The 21,116-nt window shown below is 67.2% G+C and carries 21 protein-coding genes; 15 read left to right on the plus strand and 6 right to left on the minus strand.

Translation table 11 applies throughout. The annotated features are described in order from the left end of the window. Positions 1-16 precede the first annotated feature (16 nt). Positions 17-1,645 (minus strand): alpha-D-glucose phosphate-specific phosphoglucomutase, encoded by a 1,629-nt coding sequence (locus GQE99_RS17250; protein WP_161352873.1) that lies wholly within the window; start codon positions 1,643-1,645, stop codon positions 17-19. Positions 1,646-1,674: 29 nt separating this feature from the next. After that, positions 1,675-2,106 carry an Lrp/AsnC family transcriptional regulator gene (locus GQE99_RS17255; RefSeq protein WP_161352874.1) on the minus strand — a complete coding sequence of 144 codons (432 nt, stop codon included), beginning with the start codon at positions 2,104-2,106 and terminating at the stop codon, positions 1,675-1,677. Positions 2,107-2,221: 115 nt separating this feature from the next. Here GQE99_RS17255 and GQE99_RS17260 point away from each other — a divergent pair, with 115 nt between their 5' ends. Genes GQE99_RS17260 through GQE99_RS17270 form a run of 3 tightly spaced genes read left to right on the plus strand, consistent with a single transcriptional unit; the run spans position 2,222 to position 6,818 of the window. Then, positions 2,222-3,373 carry a type III PLP-dependent enzyme gene (locus tag GQE99_RS17260; protein WP_161352875.1) on the plus strand — a complete coding sequence of 384 codons (1,152 nt, stop codon included), beginning with the start codon at positions 2,222-2,224 and terminating at the stop codon, positions 3,371-3,373. Between the two features lie 30 nt (positions 3,374-3,403). After that, positions 3,404-5,692, plus strand: coding sequence for a xanthine dehydrogenase family protein molybdopterin-binding subunit (locus tag GQE99_RS17265; RefSeq protein ID WP_161352876.1), 2,289 nt, complete (start codon positions 3,404-3,406; stop codon positions 5,690-5,692). Positions 5,693-5,708: 16 nt separating this feature from the next. Next, positions 5,709-6,818, plus strand: a complete 1,110-nt coding sequence (locus tag GQE99_RS17270; RefSeq protein WP_161352877.1) for a DUF2235 domain-containing protein — start codon at positions 5,709-5,711, stop codon at positions 6,816-6,818. Here the strand turns inward: GQE99_RS17270 and GQE99_RS17275 are convergent. Then, entirely contained in the window at positions 6,793-7,281 is a 489-nt protein-coding gene (locus GQE99_RS17275) for a PaaI family thioesterase (protein WP_161352878.1), read from the minus strand. The two genes, GQE99_RS17270 and GQE99_RS17275, sit on opposite strands and share 26 nt — an antisense overlap. 70 nt (positions 7,282-7,351) lie before the next feature. Next, positions 7,352-7,813: a hypothetical protein gene (locus tag GQE99_RS17280; protein WP_161352879.1), complete on the minus strand. Its 462-nt coding sequence runs from the start codon at positions 7,811-7,813 to the stop codon at positions 7,352-7,354. A gap of 326 nt (positions 7,814-8,139) precedes the next feature. Here GQE99_RS17280 and groES point away from each other — a divergent pair, with 326 nt between their 5' ends. The 4 genes from groES to GQE99_RS17300 all read left to right on the plus strand — a co-directional run bounded on the left by groES (position 8,140) and on the right by GQE99_RS17300 (position 12,126). After that, the gene (gene groES, locus GQE99_RS17285; RefSeq protein WP_161352880.1) at positions 8,140-8,427 is read left to right on the plus strand and encodes a co-chaperone GroES; all 288 of its coding nucleotides are present in this window, start codon (positions 8,140-8,142) and stop codon (positions 8,425-8,427) included. A 39-nt stretch (positions 8,428-8,466) separates the two neighbouring features. Continuing rightward, a complete protein-coding gene (gene groL / locus GQE99_RS17290) occupies positions 8,467-10,107 on the plus strand; it encodes a chaperonin GroEL (protein ID WP_161352881.1) in 1,641 nt (546 codons plus the stop codon). 142 nt (positions 10,108-10,249) lie between these two features. Continuing rightward, positions 10,250-11,383: a hypothetical protein gene (locus tag GQE99_RS17295; protein WP_161352882.1), complete on the plus strand. Its 1,134-nt coding sequence runs from the start codon at positions 10,250-10,252 to the stop codon at positions 11,381-11,383. After that, the gene (locus tag GQE99_RS17300) at positions 11,380-12,126 is read left to right on the plus strand and encodes a lipase family protein (RefSeq protein ID WP_161352883.1); all 747 of its coding nucleotides are present in this window, start codon (positions 11,380-11,382) and stop codon (positions 12,124-12,126) included. Before GQE99_RS17295 ends, GQE99_RS17300 begins: the two co-directional genes overlap by 4 nt. A 160-nt stretch (positions 12,127-12,286) precedes the next feature. Here the strand turns inward: GQE99_RS17300 and GQE99_RS17305 are convergent, their stop codons facing one another. Further along, positions 12,287-13,078, minus strand: coding sequence for an IclR family transcriptional regulator (locus tag GQE99_RS17305; protein WP_161352884.1), 792 nt, complete (start codon positions 13,076-13,078; stop codon positions 12,287-12,289). A gap of 75 nt (positions 13,079-13,153) precedes the next feature. Here GQE99_RS17305 and GQE99_RS17310 point away from each other — a divergent pair, with 75 nt between their 5' ends. Continuing rightward, the gene (locus GQE99_RS17310; protein WP_161352885.1) at positions 13,154-14,104 is read left to right on the plus strand and encodes a cupin domain-containing protein; all 951 of its coding nucleotides are present in this window, start codon (positions 13,154-13,156) and stop codon (positions 14,102-14,104) included. A 71-nt stretch (positions 14,105-14,175) separates the two neighbouring features. Here GQE99_RS17310 and GQE99_RS17315 read toward each other — a convergent pair whose 3' ends face one another. Further along, positions 14,176-15,330 carry an FAD-dependent monooxygenase gene (locus tag GQE99_RS17315; RefSeq protein ID WP_161352886.1) on the minus strand — a complete coding sequence of 385 codons (1,155 nt, stop codon included), beginning with the start codon at positions 15,328-15,330 and terminating at the stop codon, positions 14,176-14,178. Positions 15,331-15,563: 233 nt separating this feature from the next. Here GQE99_RS17315 and GQE99_RS17320 point away from each other — a divergent pair, with 233 nt between their 5' ends. The 7 genes from GQE99_RS17320 to GQE99_RS17350 all read left to right on the plus strand — a co-directional run bounded on the left by GQE99_RS17320 (position 15,564) and on the right by GQE99_RS17350 (position 21,092). Then, positions 15,564-15,866: a recombinase-like helix-turn-helix domain-containing protein gene (locus tag GQE99_RS17320; RefSeq protein WP_161352887.1), complete on the plus strand. Its 303-nt coding sequence runs from the start codon at positions 15,564-15,566 to the stop codon at positions 15,864-15,866. Further along, on the plus strand, positions 15,856-16,626 hold the full coding sequence (locus GQE99_RS17325) for an ABC transporter ATP-binding protein (protein WP_161352888.1): 771 nt from the start codon (positions 15,856-15,858) through the stop codon (positions 16,624-16,626). The genes GQE99_RS17320 and GQE99_RS17325 overlap by 11 nt, the downstream gene beginning before the upstream one ends. A gap of 16 nt (positions 16,627-16,642) precedes the next feature. Further along, positions 16,643-17,617 carry an ABC transporter substrate-binding protein gene (locus GQE99_RS17330; RefSeq protein WP_161352890.1) on the plus strand — a complete coding sequence of 325 codons (975 nt, stop codon included), beginning with the start codon at positions 16,643-16,645 and terminating at the stop codon, positions 17,615-17,617. Between the two features lie 86 nt (positions 17,618-17,703). After that, positions 17,704-18,471, plus strand: coding sequence for an ABC transporter permease (locus GQE99_RS17335; RefSeq protein WP_161352892.1), 768 nt, complete (start codon positions 17,704-17,706; stop codon positions 18,469-18,471). Between the two features lie 28 nt (positions 18,472-18,499). After that, positions 18,500-19,543 carry a Rieske 2Fe-2S domain-containing protein gene (locus GQE99_RS17340; RefSeq protein WP_161352894.1) on the plus strand — a complete coding sequence of 348 codons (1,044 nt, stop codon included), beginning with the start codon at positions 18,500-18,502 and terminating at the stop codon, positions 19,541-19,543. Beyond that, positions 19,543-20,283 (plus strand): SDR family oxidoreductase, encoded by a 741-nt coding sequence (locus GQE99_RS17345; RefSeq protein ID WP_161352896.1) that lies wholly within the window; start codon positions 19,543-19,545, stop codon positions 20,281-20,283. Before GQE99_RS17340 ends, GQE99_RS17345 begins: the two co-directional genes overlap by 1 nt. Beyond that, complete coding sequence (locus GQE99_RS17350) at positions 20,280-21,092, plus strand: alpha/beta fold hydrolase (protein WP_161352898.1); 813 nt, start codon at positions 20,280-20,282, stop codon at positions 21,090-21,092. The genes GQE99_RS17345 and GQE99_RS17350 overlap by 4 nt, the downstream gene beginning before the upstream one ends. Positions 21,093-21,116: the final 24 nt, after the last annotated feature.

Genomic DNA, 21,116 nt, shown 5'->3' on the forward strand with positions numbered 1-21,116 from the left:
CCTTCTCCGGGGAAGGTCAGGTGACCACGTCCGGCACGTCGCGCCCGGTGCGCGCCTCGATCCCCGCGATCTCGTCGGCCGCCTGCGCCACCCGTTCGAGCGCTTTTTGCGGGTCCTGCGCGAGGTTGCCGTCCGGCGCCTCGTGGTTTTCGAGGTAGAGCCGGATCGTCGCCCCGGCCGTCCCGGTCCCCGACAGGCGCAGCACGGCGCGCGCGCCACCTTCGAAGCGCAGGATGATGCCCTGGGCCTTTGCCTGCGATCCGTCGACCGGATCGGTGTAGTCGAAATCCTCCGCCTCGATGACGGTGAGCCCCGCGAAGGATTTCCCCGGCAGTGTTTCGAGCGCGGCGCGCAGGTCATCCATGAGGGCGGAGGCGACGTCGCTGTCCACCTCCTCGTAGTCATGGCGCGAGTAATAGGTGCGGCCGTATTCGGCCCAGTGATCGTCCATGATCTGCTGAACCGTCTGGTTGCGGGCCGCGATGATGTTGAGCCACATCAGGACGGCCCAGAGGCCGTCCTTCTCACGCACGTGGTTCGAGCCGGTCCCGGCGCTCTCCTCGCCGCAGATCGTGGCGCGTCCCGCGTCGAGGAGCGTGCCGAAGAACTTCCAGCCCGTCGGCGTCTCGTGCGCCTCGACGCCCAGCTTCCGTGCCACGCGGTCCGCTGCGGCGGAGGTGGGCATGGAGCGCGCGATCCCCTTGATGCCGCCCGCGTAGCCCGGGGCGAGATGGGCGTTCGCGGCGATGACCGCGAGGCTGTCGGAGGGCGTCACGTAGATGCCGCGGCCCATGATCATGTTGCGGTCGCCGTCCCCGTCCGAGGCGGCGCCGAAATCCGGCCCGTCGGGGTCCATCATGTGCCCCACGAGATCACGCGCCCAGACGGGGTTCGGGTCCGGGTGTCCGCCGCCGAAATCGGGCGAGGGGCGGCCGTTCACCACGCTGCCGCTCTTCGCGCCCAGGCGGCGCTCCAGGATCTCGACCGCGTAGGGGCCCGTCACCGCGTGCATCGCGTCGAAGCGCAGCGTGAAGCCCGTGGCGATCAGCTCGCGGATGCCGTCGAAATCGAACAGGGTTTCCATGAGGTCGGCGTAGTCGGCCACCGGGTCGATGACCTCGACCTCCATGTCGCCCAGGGCGTAGCGGCCGATCTGGTCGACCGTGGGGGCCTCGTCGCGGGAGGTGCGGTATTCGGTGATCTCCAGCGTACGGGCGTGGATCGCGTTCGTCACCGCCTCGGGCGCGGGGCCGCCGCTGGGGATGTTGAACTTGAGCCCGAAATCCCCGTTCGGCCCGCCGGGGTTGTGACTGGCCGACAGGATGAAGCCGCCGTCGGTTTCGTATTTGCGGATCAGGTGCGAGGCCGCGGGCGTCGACAGCAGACCACTTTGCCCGACGATCATCTTGCGCACCCCGTTCGCCGCTGCCATGCGCAGGATCGTGGCGATGGCCGGGTCATTGAAGTAACGCCCGTCCCCGCCCAGCACGTAGGTCCGCCCTTCGGGCTCGATCACGTCGAAGATCGCCTGGACGTAGTTCTGGAGGTAATCGGCCTGGGAGAAGACCTCGGTCTTCTTGCGAAGGCCGGAGGTGCCGGGCTTCTGCCCGTCGATCGGTTGGGTGGCGTGCGTCGTGATCTGCATCGTGCTTCGAAACCTGTAGCCCGCCGGGCTCAGCCCGGCCGTTGGATTTTCGTTGATAAATGTATCAACGTCTCTGACCCTTTCACACCGTCAATCTCCCCGATCACGTCGAGCGTGGCATCGAGGGCCGCGGTGTTCGGCGCGGCGAGCGTCAGCACGAGGTCGGCGCGGCCCGACGCGGTATGCGCGGCCTCGACCTCGGGCATCTTCTCCAGCCGTTTCAGAACCGCGGCCGTCGCCCGCGGCTCGAGCGCCAGCAGGACGGTCGCGCGGATCTGGCCGGCCCGCGTCGCATCTCCGAGTCTCAGGGCGTAACCCGCGATCACCCCGCTGCGTTCCAAACGTTCGATCCGGGCCTGCACGGTGGAGCGCGCGAGGCCCAGATCGCGGGCGAGCGTGGCGATCGGGGCGCGGGCGTTTTCGCCAAGACGGGCCAGCAGGCGGCGGTCGGTTTCGTCCATATGTCGGTTTCTCCGTCGGTATGACGAAAGAAAAGCACAGATCGACCGATCTGACCATTTGAATCGACGGAATTCCGGGGGACGCTGAAGGAAACACGTCGAACAGGGGCATCAAATGAGCAGGCATTCCCGCATCTGGCCGACCGAGATCGACCACATCAAATCCGTCGGACCGGACCACCCGGTCCTCTATTTCTCGCCCGAGACGCTGGCGGAGACCGCGCGGCGGTTCCGCACCGGCTTTCCGGGGCTCGTCACCTATGCGGTCAAGGCCAACGACAACCCGGCGGTGACCGACACGCTCGCGCAGGCCGGCATCCGGGCCTTCGACGTGGCGTCGCCCTACGAAATCGACCTGGTCCGTCGTCTCGTCCCCGAGGCGGCCCTTCACTACAACAACCCCGTGCGCAGCCCGGGCGAAATCGACGCGGCGGTGTCGGCCGGCGTGTCATCCTACGCCGTGGACGGGCTGTCGGAGCTGGCCAAGCTCGAGGGGCGCGTTCCACGGGGGACAGAGGTCTCCGTGCGGCTGGCACTGCCGGTGCCCGGAGCGGCCTATGATTTCGGGGCGAAGTTCGGCGAGGGGCCGGAAGGCTGCGTGACGCTTCTGCGCGCGGTGGCCGCCGCAGGGTTCACCCCGTCGATGACCTTCCACCCCGGCACCCAGTGCACCGACCCCACGGCCTGGTCGCGCTACATCGCGACCTGCGCCGAGGTGGCGCGCGAGGCCGGCGTGCGGCTGTCCCGGCTCAACGTGGGCGGCGGCTTTCCGTCGGACCGGGGCGAGGGCGCGCGGCTCGAGCCAATCTTCGGCGAAATCGCCCGGAGCGTGGCGGAAGCCTTCGGCCCCGACCGTCCCCGCCTGCTGTGCGAACCGGGGCGTGCGATGGTGGCGGAATCGATGTCGCTCGCCGTCGCCGTGAAGGCCGTGCGCGAATGCGGCTCGCTGTTCCTGACCGACGGGATCTACGGCCTTCTGGCCGAGGTTCCGATCATGGGGTCGCATGTCCGTCTGCGCGTCGTTTCGCCGGACGGGCAGGCCCGCGGCGGGGCCGCCGTTCCCCGCGTGCTCTACGGGCCGACCTGCGACTCGCTCGACCGTCTTCCGGGCGAGGTGGCGCTGCCCGGCGACGTGCACGAGGGCGATTACCTCGTCTTCGACGGCATCGGCGCCTATTCCACCGCGACCAACACCCGGTTCAACGGCTACGGGGCACATGAGATCGTGACCGTGCGCCGGGGTGGACATCGCGCGACGCAGAGCTAGTCTCACCCGCGGTAACGAGCGGGAGTCACAATGGAAAAGTTCGGACGAGCCCAACCCTTCACCCGGCTGGAAGATGTGCGGTTCTTGAAAGGGGAAGGGCGGTATATCGACGATATCGCGCCGGAAAAGGCATATTTCGGCTATTTCCTGCGCTCTCCCGTCGCACATGCCGAGATCGGTGAGCTCAACGTCGCGGACGCGCGCGAGGTGGAGGGTGTGCATCTCGTGCTCACCGCCGACGACCTGATCGAGGCCGGCGTCGCGATGAAAATGTTCGCCGCGCGCACGCCGAACCGCGACGGATCGAAGGGAACCGTGCCGGATCGGCCGCTGCTTGCCCACCGCAAGCTGCGCTTCGTGGGCGAGGCGGTGGCCTTCATCGTCGCCGACAGCATCGAAGCCGCCAAGGACGCGGCCGAGATGATCGAACTGGATTTCGACGAGCTCGAGCCGCATCTCGAAATCGCGCCGGGCGGGCCACTGGTCCACGACGACGTGCCCGACAACCTGGCCTACGATTTCGGGCTGGGCGACGAGGCCGCGACCGAGGCGGCGATCGCCGAGGCGGCGCATGTCGTCACCTGCGAGGTCGACGACACCCGCGTGGCCGCCGTGTCGATGGAGCCGCGCGGCGGCTTCGCCGAGGTGATGGAGGATGGCCGGCTGCACGTCGCGCTGTCGGGGCAGGGTGTCTGGGGCCCGAAGAACCAGATCGCCAAGGCGCTGGGCATCGAGCCCGACGACCTGCGCGTGACCACGCCCGACGTGGGCGGCGGTTTCGGCATGAAGGCGCAGATGTACCCGGAATACATCGTCATGGCCCATGCCGCGCGGACGCTGAAGCACCCGGTGCGCTGGATGGCGGACCGCACGGAATCGCTTCTTTCCGACAATGCGGGGCGCGCGCTCACCCACACTGCGACGCTGGCCTTCGACGAAGATTACAAGATTACCGGCTACAAGGTCGAAACCCTCAGCGACCTCGGGGCCTACAGCTCCCAATTCGGGCAGATGATCCAGTCCAACCTGTTCGCCCGCGTGCTGACCGGGGTCTACGACATCCGCGTGGCCTGGCAGAACGCGCGGGGCATCTACACCAACACGGTGCAGGTCGATGCCTACCGCGGCGCAGGCCGGCCCGAGGCGATCTACCTGCTCGAAACGATGATGGACCGCGCCGCGCGCGAGCTGGGGCTCGACCCGTGGGAGATCCGGCGCCGCAATTTCATTCCCGCCGATGCGTTCCCCTACGACACGATCTCGGGCGAGACCTACGATGTCGGCGATTTCAACCGCGTCCTGTCGCGCGTGGCCGAAGAGGCCGACCTCGCGGGCTACACCAAGCGCCACGAGCAGTCCGAGGCTGCCGGAAAGCTGCGCGGCATCGGGCTCGCATACTACATCGAATCCATCCTGGGCGCCCCGGAAGAGGACGCGACCCTGGAGTTCACCGACGACGGCCGGGTGCTTCTCTACGTCGGCACGCAGTCGAACGGGCAGGGGCATGAAACGGTTTATGCAAAGTTCCTGTCCGATCAGACCGGAATTCCGGTCGAAAAGATCGAAATCGTGCAAGGCGACTCCGACCGGATCGCGCGCGGGGGCGGCACCGGCGGGTCGCGCTCGGTGACGGTGCAGAACAACGTGACGCTGGTGGCCATCGAAACGGTGGTGAAGAACTTCAGCGCGTTCCTGGCCGAGCTCGAGGGCGTGTCGGCCGACGAGGTGAGCTTCGATGACGAGGTCTTCCGCATCGCAGGTTCGAACCTGACGCCGACGATGCTGGATGCCGCCGCGCTCGCCAAGTCCAAGGGGCGCGAAGAGCTCTTGCGCGTCACCGAGACGGCCAAGCTCCCGGCGCGCTCCTTCCCCAACGGCGCCCACGTGGCCGAGGTCGAGATCGACCCGGAAACCGGCAAAACCGTGCTCGACCGCTATACCGTGACCGACGATTTCGGGAACATGATCAACCCGCTTCTCGTCGAGGGGCAGGTTCACGGCGGCGTGGTTCAGGGCATGGGGCAGCTCATGATGGAGCACCTCGTGACCGACGAAGACGGGCAGGTCCTGACCGCCTCCTTCATGGACTATGCAATGCCACGCGCCGACACGACGCCATTCATGAAGTTCACGACCGAACCCGTGCCGTCAACCGCGAACGTGCTGGGCATGAAGGGCTGCGGCGAGGCGGGGACGGTCGGCTCGATGGCCGCGATCGGCAACGCGATCACGGACGCGCTTTGGCAGAAGGGCGTGCGCGCGCCGCAGATGCCCTACACGCCGCAGCGGGTCTGGAAGATGCTGAAGGACGCGTCATGACACGCGCCGCCCGGTCATGTCGGTGAAAGCCCGGCTCAACCGGGCGCTTCACGCGCTGACCGACGGCGGGTTCACCCGGTTCCGCAAGTGGCTGCGCGGCCGCGTCCTGTCGGCCAGCGCCGACACGCCGTCGCGCGAGGTGGTCCACCATGTCATCGTGCTCGACGGCACGATGTCCTCGCTCGAGGAGGGGTTCGAGACGAACGCGGGCCTCGTATACCGCCTGATGGACGAGGTGCGGCGCACGCGCGGCGCGCCGAAGGTGTCCGTCTATTACGAGGCGGGCATCCAGTGGCGCGGCTGGCGCAGCGCCTGGGGCGTGGCGACGGGCAAGGGGATCAACCGGCAGATCCGGCGGGCCTATGGCGCGCTCGCCTCGCGCTACCGGCCGGGGGACCGGATCTACCTGTTCGGTTATTCGCGCGGGGCCTTCGCCGTGCGCTCGCTCGCCGGCCTCATCGGCACGGTGGGCATCCTCAAGCCGCAGTTCGCGACCGAGCGCCACGTGCTCCAGGCCTACCGGCATTACGAGAATGAGGAATTCACCGACGCCTGCCGGGATTTCGCCGCGGCTTATTGCTACGAGGGCGTGGGGGTCGAGATGATCGGGGTCTGGGACACGGTGAAGGCGCTGGGCCTGACCTGGCCGGTTGTCTGGCGCCTGTTCGAGCCGGCACACCGGTTCCACGACGCGAACCTCGGCCTCCATGTCCACCACGGCTTCCACGCGCTCGCCCGGGACGAGACGCGCCACGCCTACGCGCCGCTCCTGTGGACGACGCGCGGTGAGTTTCCGGGCCGGGTCGAACAGGTCTGGTTCCCCGGCAGCCACGGGGACATCGGCGGGCAACTCGACGGGGACGAGCGCGCGCGGCCCCGGGCCTGGGTGTCGCTGAACTGGATGCTGGAGAAGGCCGAGGCCGTGGGCCTGCCGCTCCCGCCCGACTGGCGCGAGCGTTTCCCGTTCGACCCGGATGCACCGTCGATCGGCACGTTCCGGGGCTGGGGCAAGATCTTCGTACTGCGCGGCAAGCGCGTGCGCGGGGGTGACCCGTCCGAGCGGGACTGGAGCCCGGATACGCCCGAGCCGGTGGACCCGGTCACGCCGGGGGCGCAATCCGCATGACGATGCAGGTGGTCGAGCCGGTGGCGTAGAGCTTGCCGTCCTCGACCCCGCGAATCTCGCCCACGGCCACGCCGGTGGAGCGCCCGCCGTGCTGCACGGTGCCGATGGTCTCGACCTCCATGCCCAGCGGGATGGAGCGCACGATGTTCACCTTGTACTCGAGCGTCGTGTAGGTCGATCCCTTGGGCACGGTCGTCATCACCGCACATGCCATCGCGCTGTCGAGAAGCGTGCCGTACCAGCCGCCGTGGACGGTGCCCATCGGGTTGCAGAAATCGAAGCGCGGCGTGCCCCGGAAGATGACCTTGCCGTGTTCCACGTGCGTCGCGGCGTAGTCGAGCACGCGCCCGATCGGCGGCCCGGCCAGTTCCCCCGCCAGCATGCGCTCCATGTATTCGAGCCCGGACATGCTGAGCGCCTCTTCGGGCGTCGTGAGGTCTTCGGGTCTTTCGGCAAAAGTCATCGCGCGTCCTCCTCGGCGCAAGCTCGCGGTGCGGGGCCGGCGGGGCAAGCGTTACGTTGGGTTGCGCAGGTCAGCTGTCGGGCAGGAATTCTGCGAGCGCGGGGATCGATCGTTCGATCTCCTCGAGCAGGTAGGCGTCGATCGTGTCCTGGCCGTAGAAGATGTCGGATACCGATTCCAGCACCACGCGTTCGATCCCCGCGCCCTGCCAGTCGATCGACCCGAAGATCGAGAAATGCACCGCCCCGTAGCACCCCTCCGGCGTGCGCTTGGCGTTGACTTGCAGCACGAGCGTGGTGCGCGCGGCCTCGGGGTCGTTGGACAGTTCGATTTTCGTGCCACGCAGCGTCTGGCGCAGGTGTGCCTCGGCGGCGGGGGGATCGGTCCAGCAGCCGTCCTGCGCGAAATCGACCAGCATCGTGGCCATCGGGGACAGGTTCTGCTCTGTCAGCACCGTCGGCGGCCCGTCCTGGGCCGGGAGCGGACTCGTGAGCAGGCAGAGCGCGGTTGCGGCGCCGAAGATTCTCTTCATTCCGATGGTCCCTTCCCAGACGCGCACAAAGTGACCGCAGGGGCGGGGAGGGTCAACGGTGAGCGCGCGAAAAATCCGGCGCCCCGGACCCGGTTCTTTCTGCCGGTTGCCTGACCCCCGGTTGAAGCCGGGCGCCTTGGAAGATAGGGGGCGTTGCGGGTGCATAGGCGCGTGGCCGGGCCGTCGGCAAGGCCCAGGCAGGTGCAGCGAATTTTTTTCGATCACGCGCAGTTGACACCCCGCGATCCTCCCCCTAGCTAAACGCCGTTAGCACTCTCCACTGGTGAGTGCCAAACGGGAACAACGAGAGTTGAGGAGCCTCAGAAATGGCATTTACTCCCCTGCATGATCGTGTGCTCGTCGAGCGCGTCGAAAGCGAAGAGAAGACGTCTGGCGGGCTGATCATCCCCGACAGCGCGAAAGAAAAGCCTGCCGAAGGCGTCGTGGTTGCCGTGGGCGCCGGCGTGAAAGACGACGACGGCGATCGTATCGCTCTCGACGTCAAAGAGGGCGACAAGATCCTGTTCGGCAAGTGGTCGGGCACCGAGATCACCCTCGACGGCAAAGAGATGCTGATCATGAAAGAATCCGACATCATGGGCATCATCGCCTGATCGCCGGACCCTCCAACACAGATATTCAGGAGCTGACGAATGGCTAAGGAAGTCAAATTCGATACGGAAGCCCGCAACGCGATGCTGCGCGGCGTCAACACGCTCGCCAACGCTGTCAAAGTCACGCTCGGCCCGAAAGGCCGCAACGTGGTCCTCGACAAGTCGTTCGGCGCCCCGCGCATCACCAAGGACGGTGTTTCTGTCGCCAAGGAAATCGAGCTTGAAGACAAGTTCGAGAACATGGGCGCCCAGATGGTGAAGGAAGTCGCTTCCCGCACCAACGACGAAGCCGGTGACGGCACCACCACCGCGACCGTTCTGGCCCAGTCCATCGTGACCGAGGGCATGAAGGCCGTGGCCGCCGGCATGAACCCGATGGATCTCAAGCGCGGCATCGACCTGGCCTGCAACAAGGTCGTCGAGGCGATCAAGGCCGCGGCGCGCCCGGTCAACGACTCGGACGAAGTCGCCCAGGTCGGCACCATTTCGGCCAACGGCGAGACCGAGATCGGCCGCTTCATCGCCGACGCGATGCAGAAGGTCGGCAACGAGGGTGTCATCACCGTCGAAGAGAACAAGGGAATGGAAACCGAGGTGGATGTCGTCGAAGGCATGCAGTTCGACCGTGGCTACCTGTCGCCCTACTTCGTGACCAACCCGGACAAGATGGTCGCCGAGCTGGAAGACTGCTACGTCCTGCTGCACGAGAAGAAGCTCTCGTCGCTGCAGCCGATGGTCCCGCTCCTCGAGCAGGTCATCCAGTCGCAGAAGCCGCTCCTCATCATCGCCGAAGACGTTGAAGGCGAAGCGCTGGCGACCCTCGTGGTCAACAAGCTGCGTGGCGGCCTGAAGATCGCTGCCGTCAAGGCGCCGGGCTTCGGCGATCGCCGCAAGGCCATGCTGCAGGACATCGCGATCCTGACCGGCGGCCAGGTGATCTCGGAAGACCTCGGCATGAAGCTCGAGAACGTCACGATGGACATGCTCGGCACCGCCAAGAACATCAACATCTCGAAAGAAGAGACGACGATCGTCGACGGCGCTGGCGACAAGGCCGAGATCGAAGCCCGCGTGGCGCAGATCCGTACGCAGATCGAGGAAACCACCTCGGACTACGACAAGGAGAAGCTCCAGGAGCGTGTCGCGAAACTGGCCGGCGGCGTGGCCGTCATCAAGGTCGGCGGCATGACCGAAGTCGAAGTCAAGGAGCGCAAGGACCGTGTCGATGACGCCCTGAACGCGACCCGTGCGGCCGTGCAGGAAGGCGTGATCGTCGGCGGCGGTGTTGCCCTGGTCCAGGGTGCCAAGTCGCTCGAGGGTCTCGAAGGCGCCAACACCGACCAAGCGGCCGGTATTGCTATCGTGCGCCGTGCGCTGGAAGCCCCGCTCCGTCAGATCGCCGAGAACGCCGGCGTCGACGGTGCCGTGGTTGCCGGCAAGATCCGTGAATCGGACGACCTCAAGTTCGGCTTCAACGCCCAGACCGAGGAATACGGCGACATGTTCAAGTTCGGCGTGATCGACCCGGCCAAGGTCGTGCGCACCGCGCTGGAAGACGCCGCCTCGATCGCCGGCCTGCTGATCACCACCGAAGCGATGGTGGCGGACAAGCCGGAAGAGAAGGGTGCTGCCGGCGGCGGCGGCATGCCCGACATGGGCGGCATGGGCGGCATGATGTAAGCCACCCCGCTTTGAAGATCGGGAAGGGTCGGGCATTTGCCCGGCCCTTTCTTTTTTGTGCGTTTGCGTGCAGGCGTCTTAAAAGCGTCACGCGGTCTTCTTATCTAATCGCCGATAACATTTTCATGATCGAGGGCTGACCATGTTCAAGCGGTTCCTATTCCTTCTTCTCATCGCCGCGGCGACCCCGGTCGCGGCCCAGGACACCAACCGCGCGGTGCTGGGCGGTGATGCCTATGTCGCCGGCGGCAACGTCGAGGTGAGCGATCCCGTCGCGGGCGACCTTTTCGCCGCCGGCAACCGGGTCGAGGTGACGGCCGAGGTCCAGGGGTCCGCCCACGTGGCCGGTCGGGTCGTCACCATCGAGGAACGCGTCGGCGGTTCGGTCTATGCCGCGGGCATGAACGTCGAGATCGACGCGCCGGTCTCCGGTGCGGTCACGGCGACCGGCAACTCGGTCAGTATCGAGGATGCGGTCAGCGGCAACCTGCGTGCGATGGGGGCGGACGTGACCCTCACGGGCCCGGTCGCAGGCAGCGCGATCCTGGGTGGTGAAAGCGTGGTGGTGGAGAGCGAGATCATGGGGGATCTCGCCATCTCCGGCCAGAGCATCGACTGGGGCGATGACGCCCGCGTCGGTGGCATGATCTATTACTATGCCGAGGACGAGGACGACGTGTCGGTCCCCGAATCCGTGGCTCCCGCCGAGCGGGTCGAGTTCCGCTCCACCGCCGAGTGGGAAGAGGACATCGAGGCCGCGACCGAACAGGCGCGCCCGGGGTTCTGGGCCAAGCTTTCGGGCCTTTTCGGCGGCGTCATCCTGACCACGCTCGTGGCCACGCTGGTGGCGGCGCTTGCGCCGAAATTCACCCAGACGCTGCGTGAGGGCGCACTCGCCTCGCCGCTGCGCAGCCTCTGGATCGGCGCGCTCGGGCTGGCGACCGTGTCCGGGTCGACCGTGGTGCTTGCCATGACCGGGATCGGAATCTTCCTCGTCCCGCTGTCGGTGGCGGCCGCCGTCGCGCTGGGCTTCGCCGGCTACGTGGTCGGCGCATACCTTTTGGGTGTCTGGGTGGTCGAAGCCGTCGGGCAGGGCCTGCCGGACTCGACGCTGGACCGGGCCATCGCGGCCTTCGTGGGCGCGGCAATCCTGGCGCTGGTCATGTTCATCCCGTTCATCGGATGGCTCGCGGTGCTGGCCGTGCTGCTGATCGGGATCGGCGGGCTCGTGATCCGGCTCTTCTCGCCCAGGTTCCACACCCGGACCGAGGCATGAAGCGGCTCTTTGCCAGCATCCTGATCCTGTCCGCGCTGGCCCTGCCGGCGCGGGCGGACTGCGTTGTGCTTCTCCACGGGCTGGCCCGCACGCCCAATTCGCTCCTCGTGATGAAGGAGGCGCTGGAGCTCGCGGGCTACCAGGTCGTGAACCGTGACTACCCGTCGACAGAGGCGCCGATCGCCGAGCTGGTGGACGAGGCGGTGCCGGGCGCCGTGGGGCAATGCGGACGCCAGAAGGTGCATTTCGTCACCCATTCGCTGGGCGGCATCCTCGTGCGCGCCTGGCTCGAGGACAATCGGCCCGTGGACATGGGCCGCGTGGTGATGCTGGCCCCGCCCAACAAGGGCTCGGAAGTGGTCGACACCTTCGGCGACCTGGCCCCGTTCGAATGGATCATGGGTCCGGCCGGGGTGGAACTGGGCACCGGGCCCGGATCGACCCCGAACCGCCTGGGCCTGCCGCATTTCGAGCTGGGCGTGATCGCGGGCAACCGGTCGCTGAACCCGATCCTGTCGTCGATGCTCGACGGGGCGGACGACGGCAAGGTGTCGGTGGAATCGACGCGCATCCGGGGGATGCAGGACCATATCGTGCTGCCGGTCACGCACACGTTCATGATGTCCAACCCGCTGGTGATTGCCGAGGTGCTGGAATTCCTGGCGACGGGTCGGTTCGACCACGACATGACCATCGCCGACGTGTTCGACCGCATCGCGCGCGAGGCGGGCTACCGCGACTGACCGGGCAGGGGGTGGCGCCGGGCGTGCCTTTGTTCGCTGGTTTGGCACTCCGCCAAAAAACCGGTTTTCCGGAAAACCGGAAAAGTGGTTTTCGGGCGGGGGGCCGATTTTCGGCACACGTAACGTGACGGGCTGCCTGGAGAGAGAAGGTCGCCGGGGCTCAGTCGGTCTGAACATACCCCAGCAGGTGCGACAGGCGCGCCGCCGTCGCCTCCACCCGGTCCTGCACCTCGGCCGGGACGTCCGTCACCCCCTCGATCGCTCGCGTGGCATTGATCGCCGCGATCACCTCGCCGGTCAGGTCGCGCACCGGGGCGGCGACGGAGGAGATCCCGGCCTCGAAGCTGCCGACCTGCACCACTTTGCCCGTCGCCCGGTCCCGCGCGCATTGCGCGAGGATGTCGGTGAGCGACAGCACGCTCCCCCCGGCCACCGCCGGCGGGGCATCGCGGTAGAGGCGGGTGATCGTCTCGTCGTCCAGCGCGGCCAGCAGGACCCGGCCCATCGTGGTGCTTGCGGCCGGGAGGCGGCTGCCCACGTGGACGATGCTCCCCATGCCCATGCGGCTTGCCACCCGCAGCGTGTAGACCACCCGCGCCCCGTCGCGCACGCCCAGGTGGGCCGACCAGTCGGTTTCGTCGCGCAGCCGCTCCAGTTCCGGCATCGCGATTTCGACGAGCTCGCGATTGGCCATGTAGCCGTGGCCCAGCTTCATCACGGCCGGGCCGAGGCTGTAGGTCTTGCGCCGCTCGTCATGAAGCAAGAAGCCCATGTGCGTGAGCGTGTAGACCGTGCGGAACGTGGCCGACCGGCTCTGTCCGATCGCGCGGGCCACCTCGCTCAGGGTCAGCTCGCGGCGTTCGGGGGTGAAGATGCCCAGCACTTCCATCCCGCGCATGAGTCCCGGGACGAGGTAGCGGTCCTCGGAGCGTTCGGCTGATGTTTTGTCCATAAAACGCCGTATAGATAGTAAAACGCAACTTGGCTACCTCTTTGGCAACACCTGTCGCGAAAGAGGAGAGACCGCATGAACACCCAAGCCGGAACGCCAAGCTCGCTGGCCGCCGACCTCAAGGCCCACACCGGGCGCTTCACCGACAAGACCTTCGACTGGGATGCCTTCCCGTCGAACGCCGGCTACGCCGACCTGGCCCGGGCGCAGATGCGCTACATCGGGGCGGGGGGCTCGCCCAAGGTCGGCGACACCTCGACGATGAAGCCCGACCATTTCACCCTGTCGCTGATCTACAAGGAGCCGGGCAAGTACGCCGCCTGCCACAGCCACGAGATCGAGGAGAGCTTCCTCATCATCGACGGCGCGCTCATCGTCGGGTGGGAACGCGACGGAGAGGTGGTCGAGGTCAACCTCGGCCCCAAGGACATGATCCTGAACGCGCGCGAGGTCGGCCACGGTTTCCGCGTTGACGGCGTGGAGCCGGTGCTGATGTCGATCTCGGTCGACGTGGGCAAGCCGCTGCCGCCGAAGTACCACTACCACCCCAAGGACCACGCGCCGGAACTGGCGCGCAGCTTCGGGGCGGAGCCGGGCAAGACGATGCCGTTCGACCCGGCCGGGGATCATCCGCTGCAACAGCTCATGGGCAAGTACGTGGTGCGCCACGCCGAGGTGCCGACGAAATGGGAAGACGCGGGCTTCACCCGGAAGGTCTATGTCGGGGCCGGAGGCATCGACAACGACACTTGCCGCAAGGAGATGTGGGGTGTGCCGAGCCGCGTGGGCGTGAAGCCGTTCGTGCGTGACGTCGAGGATGCGTTCTTCGTGCTCGAGGGTTCGCTCACGGTCGGCTGGGAAGACGAGGTCGGCGAACAGGTGGAGGTCGAGCTCGGGCCCCGGGATCTCGTCAAGACGCCGGCGGGCCGCAAGCACTGGTTCCGCAACAACGGGGCGGGCCATGCCACCGTGTGGACGGTGATCGGCACGGCCGAGGATGACGGCGTCACGTACGAAGCCGCCTGAAGCCCCTGATCCGAAAAGAACGGCCGCCCCATCGGGCGGCCGTTCTGCATTGCGCGGGGACTCCAGCCCGCTCAGGCCGTCGGGGCCGGTTCGCCCAGCGGCGTCGCCCAGGCATCGTAGCCATAGACCCAGTCGGCATTCCCGCCCTGCTTGAGCCAATCGTTGGCCAGCGATCCGCGCTGGACCGCCGCGGTACGGTCGCGCCGGCTGTCCTCGTAGAGGCGCAGGGCGGCGGGCACGTCGTCCGCCCGTTCATCCAGCGCGCGCGCCAGGAGGATGGCGTCCTCGATCGCCATGCAGGCGCCCTGCGCCATGAACGGCACCATGGGGTGCGCGGCGTCCCCGAGGATCGTCGCACGCCCTTTGGACCACGCAGCCATCGGTTCGCGCACGTGCAGGGCCGAACGCGTGACCTCTTCCACCGCGTCAAGCAGCGCGCGGGCATCGGGGTGGAAATCCGCGTAGGCGGCCCGCAGGTCCTCCACGTTGCCCGGCAGCGTCCAGCCTTCCTCGGTCCAGTCGGTCGCCGGCGTGGTCGCGAAGACGAAGATTTCTTCGCCGCGCGACAGGGGGAAGGTGACGATCTGGCGGTCGGCCTTCGGCCCCCACCACTTGGTGAAGCTGTCGAGGTTGTCGAGCCCGGCGACCGCCGTGCGCGGAACCACCGCACGCCAGGACACGAGCCCGGTAAAACGCGGTGCGTCGGCGCCGAACATCTGCGTGCGCAGCGCCGAATGGATGCCGTCCGCGCCTATGATCACGTCGACGGGGTCGCCGTCGCGCCCGTCCGCGAAGACCGGGCGCACCTTCGGGCCCTCTTCGCGATACCCCGTGACGGCGCGCGCGAAGCGGATCGTGCCGGGCGCGAGGGCCGCCTGGAGGGCGGCGAGAAGGTCCGCGCGGTGAATGGTCAGCTGCGGCGCGCCATATGCCTTTTCCGCCTGCGTGCTCATGGGCAGGCGCGAGGTTTCGCGCCCGTCGTCCCACATGCGACTGATTCGGAAATCCGGGCGCGCGGCGGTTTCGCGCAGCGCCGCACCGATGCCGCGGCCCAGCCCGTCCAGCGCGTGGACGGCGTTCGGCGTCAGGTTCACGTCCGCTCCGACCCGGCCGAACGCCGCGGCCTGTTCGAAGATTTCCACTTTGTGGCCAAGGGATTGCAGCGCAATGGCCGCGGTCATGCCGCCGACGCCACCTCCGGCGATCGCGATGTTCAGGTTCGTCATGGTCTCGACCTTCTCTTTTCGAGGATAAGAGTTCAAAAAAGAACACAAATTTCAAATATGAATGGTGCCGGTGGAGACGCCTCCGGTCAAGCCCCGCGGCCTGTCATGGCGGCCCACCGTGCAAATCCTGAAAAAAATGTTGACTCAAACCATTTTTCCGACAAACTCGTATTTGAACAACAAGATCAAATATGAACAACGGCGAACACGACACGAAACGGGGAGTGCCAGACATGGACGCATTCAAGGACAGACTTTCGGAGCGGGCCCGCGACACCGGCCGTCCGGCGCTCGCACACCAGAGCCGCGGCCGCGACCTGACCGCCGATGAACAGGCGCTCGCCTCCGCGCTCATGGAGATCTACGCCGACGGCACCCACGACTTCGCCAAGGTGGCCGCCGCCCTGACCGAGCGCGGCGTGACCAAGCCGATCTCTGGCGGGAGCGAGTGGACCGAGGAGAGCCTCGGTACCGAGCTCGCCGCGATCAACGCCGATCTCGAGGACGCCTACCAGGAGCATGGTTATGGCGCTTGAATTCTCGGAAGTCTCCAAGTCATTTCCGACGCAGGGCGAGGGCAGTCTGCTGGCCGTCGACAACGTGAGTTTCCGGGTCGAGGAAGGCGAGTTCGTCTCGGTCGTGGGCCCGTCCGGCTGCGGCAAGTCGACCATCCTGTCGATGACCGCCGGGCTCTACCAGCCGACCTCGGGCGAGGTGCGCGTGTCGAACGAACTGGTGACCGGCCCCAACGCCCATGTCGGCTTCATGCTCCAGAAGGACCTGCTTCTCCCCTGGCGCAGCATCATCGCGAACATCGAGTTCGGGCTCGAGGCCCGTGGGGTGGGACGCGAAGAGCGCCGGGCGCGGGCGATGAAGGAATTGGAGCACTGCCAGCTCTCCGGGTTCGAGGATCATTACCCCTACCAGCTGTCGGGCGGAATGCGTCAACGCGCGGCGCTTGCGCGCACGCTGGCGATCAACCCCGAGATCATCCTGCTGGACGAGCCGTTCTCGGCGCTCGACGCCCAGACCAAGCTCCTGCTTCAGAACTCGTTCGCCAAGACGATCAAGGAAGCCGGCAAGACCACGCTCCTGATCACCCACGACCTGTCCGAAGCGGTGCTGATGTCGGACCGTATCCTGGTGCTGTCCGAGCGCCCGGGACAGGTGATCGCGGAGATCAAGGTCGACCTGCCGCACCGCGACCAGCCGATCAAGCGACGCGTCCTGCCGGAAGTCGGCGAATACGCCGCACAACTCTTCAAACATCTCAAACTCGAAGAAAAAGCAGCCTGAACAGGGAGATCTCACAATGAAAAAACTGCTTATGAAAACGGCCGCCGCCGCGGCGATCGCGGTTTCGGCCACGGCGGCCTTCGCGGCCGAGAAGGTGACCTATCTCTTCCCCGCGCCGGACTTCCTCCCGGCTTTCGCGCCGTTCCAGCTCGCGCTGGGCAAGGGGTATTTCGCGGACGCCGACCTCGATGTGACCTTCCAGGTCGGCAAGGGCGGCGCGGACGTCGCGACGCAAGTGGCGCTCGGCAACGCCGACCTCGGCGGCGGCATCGGCGACACGCCGATCATCGTGCGCGCCAACGGGCTCGAGATCCGCGGCGTGGGTCTCCTGGGCGGGCGCGGCCTGACCCAGCTGGCCTGGCGCAAGGACAGCGGGATCACCGGCCCGGAAGACTTCAAGGGCAAGTCGATCGGCGTTCTCGCCTTCCAGGACACCACCTACTACAACCTGCTGGGCGTGCTCGCCTCGGTTGGCCTGACCAAGGATGACGTCGACATCCAGGCCGTGGGCCCGGGCGGCATCATCCAGCTGACCATCGCGGGCAAGCTCGACGGCATGTCCGGCGTGCCGGAATGGATCGGCGCGATCCAGGGCGCCGGCGTCGAGATGGACCAGGTTCCGGTCGACACCGTGTTCCCGGCAATGGCCCAGGCGATCATCGCGTCCGACGAGACGATCGAGGAGCGCCCGGAAGTGGTCTCCGGCTTCGTCAACGCGGTGCTCAAGGCGATCGGCGACATCACCTCGGACCCGGCGCAGGCCGCCAAGGACTACGTCTCCTACGTGCCGCAGCATGAAGGCAAGGAAGCCGAGATCGAGGCGGTCATGCGCGCCTATGCCAACCTGATCTACCCGGAAGGCCAAGATCAGCCGCTGGGCACCTTCGATCCCGAGCGCATCGCCGCGGTCCAGAAGTTCTACGTCGACAGCGGCATCGTGCAGACCGCGGTTCCCGTCGAGGACCTCTACACCAACGACTTCGTGCAATGACCGACGCGACCCATCCCGGCACCGGGGCCCCTGCGGCCCCGGACACCCCCGCCCAGAGCCCGAAACCCGCAACAAGGAGCACGTCGATGATCCGCAAGCACGGCATCAAGCTGACCAGCGCCACGATCCTGATCCTCGTGCTCGTCGCCTGGCAGGTCCTGCCCACGGCACTGGACGTGCCCCGGTTCATCATCCCGACGCTGTCGGACTCGGTCGTGGAGCTGAAGCGGATGTGGACGAACGAGGGCCTGCTCGGTCACATCCTGTCCACCGCGCTCTACACCGTTCTGGGCTTCGTGATCGGGAGCCTGCTGGGCGCCGTGATGGGTTACCTGCTTGGCATGTCCAAGTTCTGGGAGAAGGTTCTCTCCCCCTACATCCTGGCGCTCCAGATCGCGCCGAAGGTCGCTTTCGCGCCGCTCTTCATCATGTGGTTCGGCTACAACTCGATGCCCAAGCTGCTGGTGACGGTGCTGATCGTGTTCTTCCCGGTCCTCGTCAACGTGCTGCAGGCCATGCGCACCGTCGACCGCGACCTGGTGAACCTGGCGCGCGCCTACAGCCTCACGCGGCTCGGGGTGTTCTGGAAGATCGAGGTGCCCTCGACCGTGCCCAACCTGATGGCCGGTCTGCGCATCGCCTCCACGCTGGCCGTGATCGGCGTGACCGTGGGCGAACTGGTCGGCGGCAATACCGGCCTTGGCTACCTCATTTCCTACGGCGGCGGACAGGCCAACGCGGCCATGGTGTTCAACGCCATCATCCTGCTCACCGTCATCGGGTTCCTGCTCTACGTGGTGCTCGAACGGATCGAGGAGCGGGTTCTGCATTACCTGCCCAAGTCGCAGCACTGAGCGACCGGGCGAGACAGGGAGACGAACGATGACCGTCGACAAGAAAGCATTGATCGAGGAACGGGTGAACGAGGGCCTGCGCGGCCAGTGGTACCCGGTGGCGAAATCGGTGGAGGTCAAGACCTCCAAGCCCTACGGCACGCGGCTTCTGGGTGAGAAGATCGTCCTGTGGCGCGACGGGTCCGGCAAGATCCGCTGCATCGAGGACTTCTGCCCCCACCGCGGCGCGCCACTGTCCTACGGCGAGATCCACGAGGGCCACATCGGCTGCCGTTACCACGGCGTGATCGTCGACGGCGACGGTGTCGTCGTGCGGGTGCCCGCCATGCCCGATTGCGCGCTCGAAGGACGCAAGGCGCTCAATTCCTACGAGGTGACGGAAAGCAATGACGCGGTCTTCGTCTACGTCCCGTCCGTGGACCGGCCCGAAGCGCCGGAGCTCGTGCTGCCCAAGGAACTCGTCGCGGAGGAATGGTCGGGCTTCCTGTGCACCTCGGTGTGGGAGGCGAACTACCGCTACGCGCTCGACAACCTCGCCGACCCGATGCACGGCTGCTACCTCCATTCGGAAAGCTTCACGCTGGCCTACGGCTCGAAGCAGGACCTGATGAAGCTCGACAAGACCGACAACGGGTTCCGGATCGAGCGGGTCGGGCAGTCGGGCGAGAACTTCGACTGGACCGAGTTCGAGGTTCATCCCGGCACCATGTTCTGTTTCCTCGACATCCCCTATCCGCCGGCCGGCGGCCCTGGCGGGGTATTCCGCATCATCGGTTACACCACGCCGATGGACGCCCACACGACCAAGGTCTTCTTCTGGCGCATGCGCCAGGTCGAGGGCACCGCGCGCGAAAGCTGGCGCTTCCTCTACCGCGCGCAGCTGGAAGAGAACCACTGGAACGTGCTGGAGCAGGACCGCGTGATGCTCGAGGGCATGCCGGACGACGCGCGCAAGCGCGAGATGCTCTACCAGCACGACCTCGGGGTCAGCCGCATCCGCCAGGTCCTGACGCGCGCCGCGAAGGCGCAGGTCGAGGCCGAGCTGAAGGCGGCCGAGGTGGCAGCCGAATAATGACGCTGAATGGACGACATATCCTTGTCACCGGCGCGGCCCGCGGCCTCGGGGCCGAGATCGCGCGGGTGCTGGCGGCCAACGGGGCGCGCCTGATCCTGGCCGACATCGCCGAAGAGGCGGGGCAGGCCACGGCGCGCGAACTCGGGGCGCGCTTCCTCCCCGTCGATCTCGGCGATCCGCAGTCCATCACGGACCTCGCGGGCGCCGTGGCCGACGCCACGGGCGGCGCGCTGCACGGTCTCGTCAACAACGGGGCGATCGCCACCGGCATCGGGGGCATCCCCTTCGACGAGATCGAGATCGACAGCTGGGACCTCGTGCAGCGCGTGAACGTGCGCGGCACCTGGCTCATGACCCGGGCCGCGGCACCGATGCTGAAGGCGTCGGGCTCGGGCCGGGTGGTCAACGTGGCCTCCGACACGGCGCTCTGGGGCGCGCAGAACCTGCTGTCCTATGTCGCTTCCAAAGGTGCGGTCATCTCCATGACCCGGTCGCTGGCGCGCGAGCTGGGGCCGGACCGCGTCGGGATCACGGCCGTCGCGCCGGGCATCCTCACAACGGAAAGCACCGAATACGTGCCGGAACATCGTCACCGCTTCTACCAGGACGGCCGTGCCGTTCCCGGCCCGCAGGATACCGGCGACGTCTCCGAGGTTGTCAGCTTCCTGCTGTCCGACAGCGCGCTCACGCTCACGGGGCAGGTGCTGCCGGTCAACAACGGGTTCGTGTTCACATGAGCGATTGGACCACGCATACCACCGGCGGGATCGAGTATCTCGAACGCCCCGGGACCGGCGAGACCATCGTGCTGCTGCACGGTATCGGGTCACAGGCGATGTCCTTCACCCCGCTTCTGGCCCACCTGCCGCGCACGGCCCGGGTCATCGCCTGGAACGCGCCCGGCTACGGCGGGTCCGAGCCATTGGAAGACGACTGGCCGGAGGCCCGGGATTACGCCGTGAAGCTGCGCGACCTCGTCGACGCACTGGAGCTGAAGGCGGTCACGCTGGTCGGGCATTCGCTGGGCGCCCTCATGGCGGCGAGCTTCGCCGCGCGCAACACGAACCGGGTCGCGCGCCTCGTGCTTGCCTCGCCGGCGCTGGGCCACGGCATGATGCGCGGGGCGGGGCTGAGCTCGGCCGCGCAGGCGCGCATCGACGACCTCGAACGCCTCGGGGCCGAGGATTTCGCCGACGCCCGATCGGCCAAGCTGGTGCATGACCCGGAGGCCCACCCGGAGGCGGTCGCGATCGTGCGCGACGCCATGTCGAAGGTGCGCCTGCCGGGCTATGCGCAGGCCGCGCGGATGCTGGCCGCGGGCCGGCTCCTGGACGACGCCGAGCGGCTCGCCGTGCCCACGGACGTGATCGTCGGGGCCGGCGATGTCGTGACCCCGCCCGAAGGCGCGCGGCGCGCCCATGCCGCCATCCCGGCGCGCGCGCGGGGCACGCTCACGATCGTGCCCGACGCGGGACATGCGCTCTACCAACAGGCGCCGGCGGCCTTCGCCGCGGCACTCGAACAAGAACCGGCCCCGGTCAAGTGAACCGGGCCGAGGCAAGGAGGACAG

Source organism: Maritimibacter harenae, assembly GCF_009882975.1.
In the GTDB taxonomy this organism is placed as follows: Bacteria; Pseudomonadota; Alphaproteobacteria; order Rhodobacterales; family Rhodobacteraceae; genus Maritimibacter; species Maritimibacter harenae.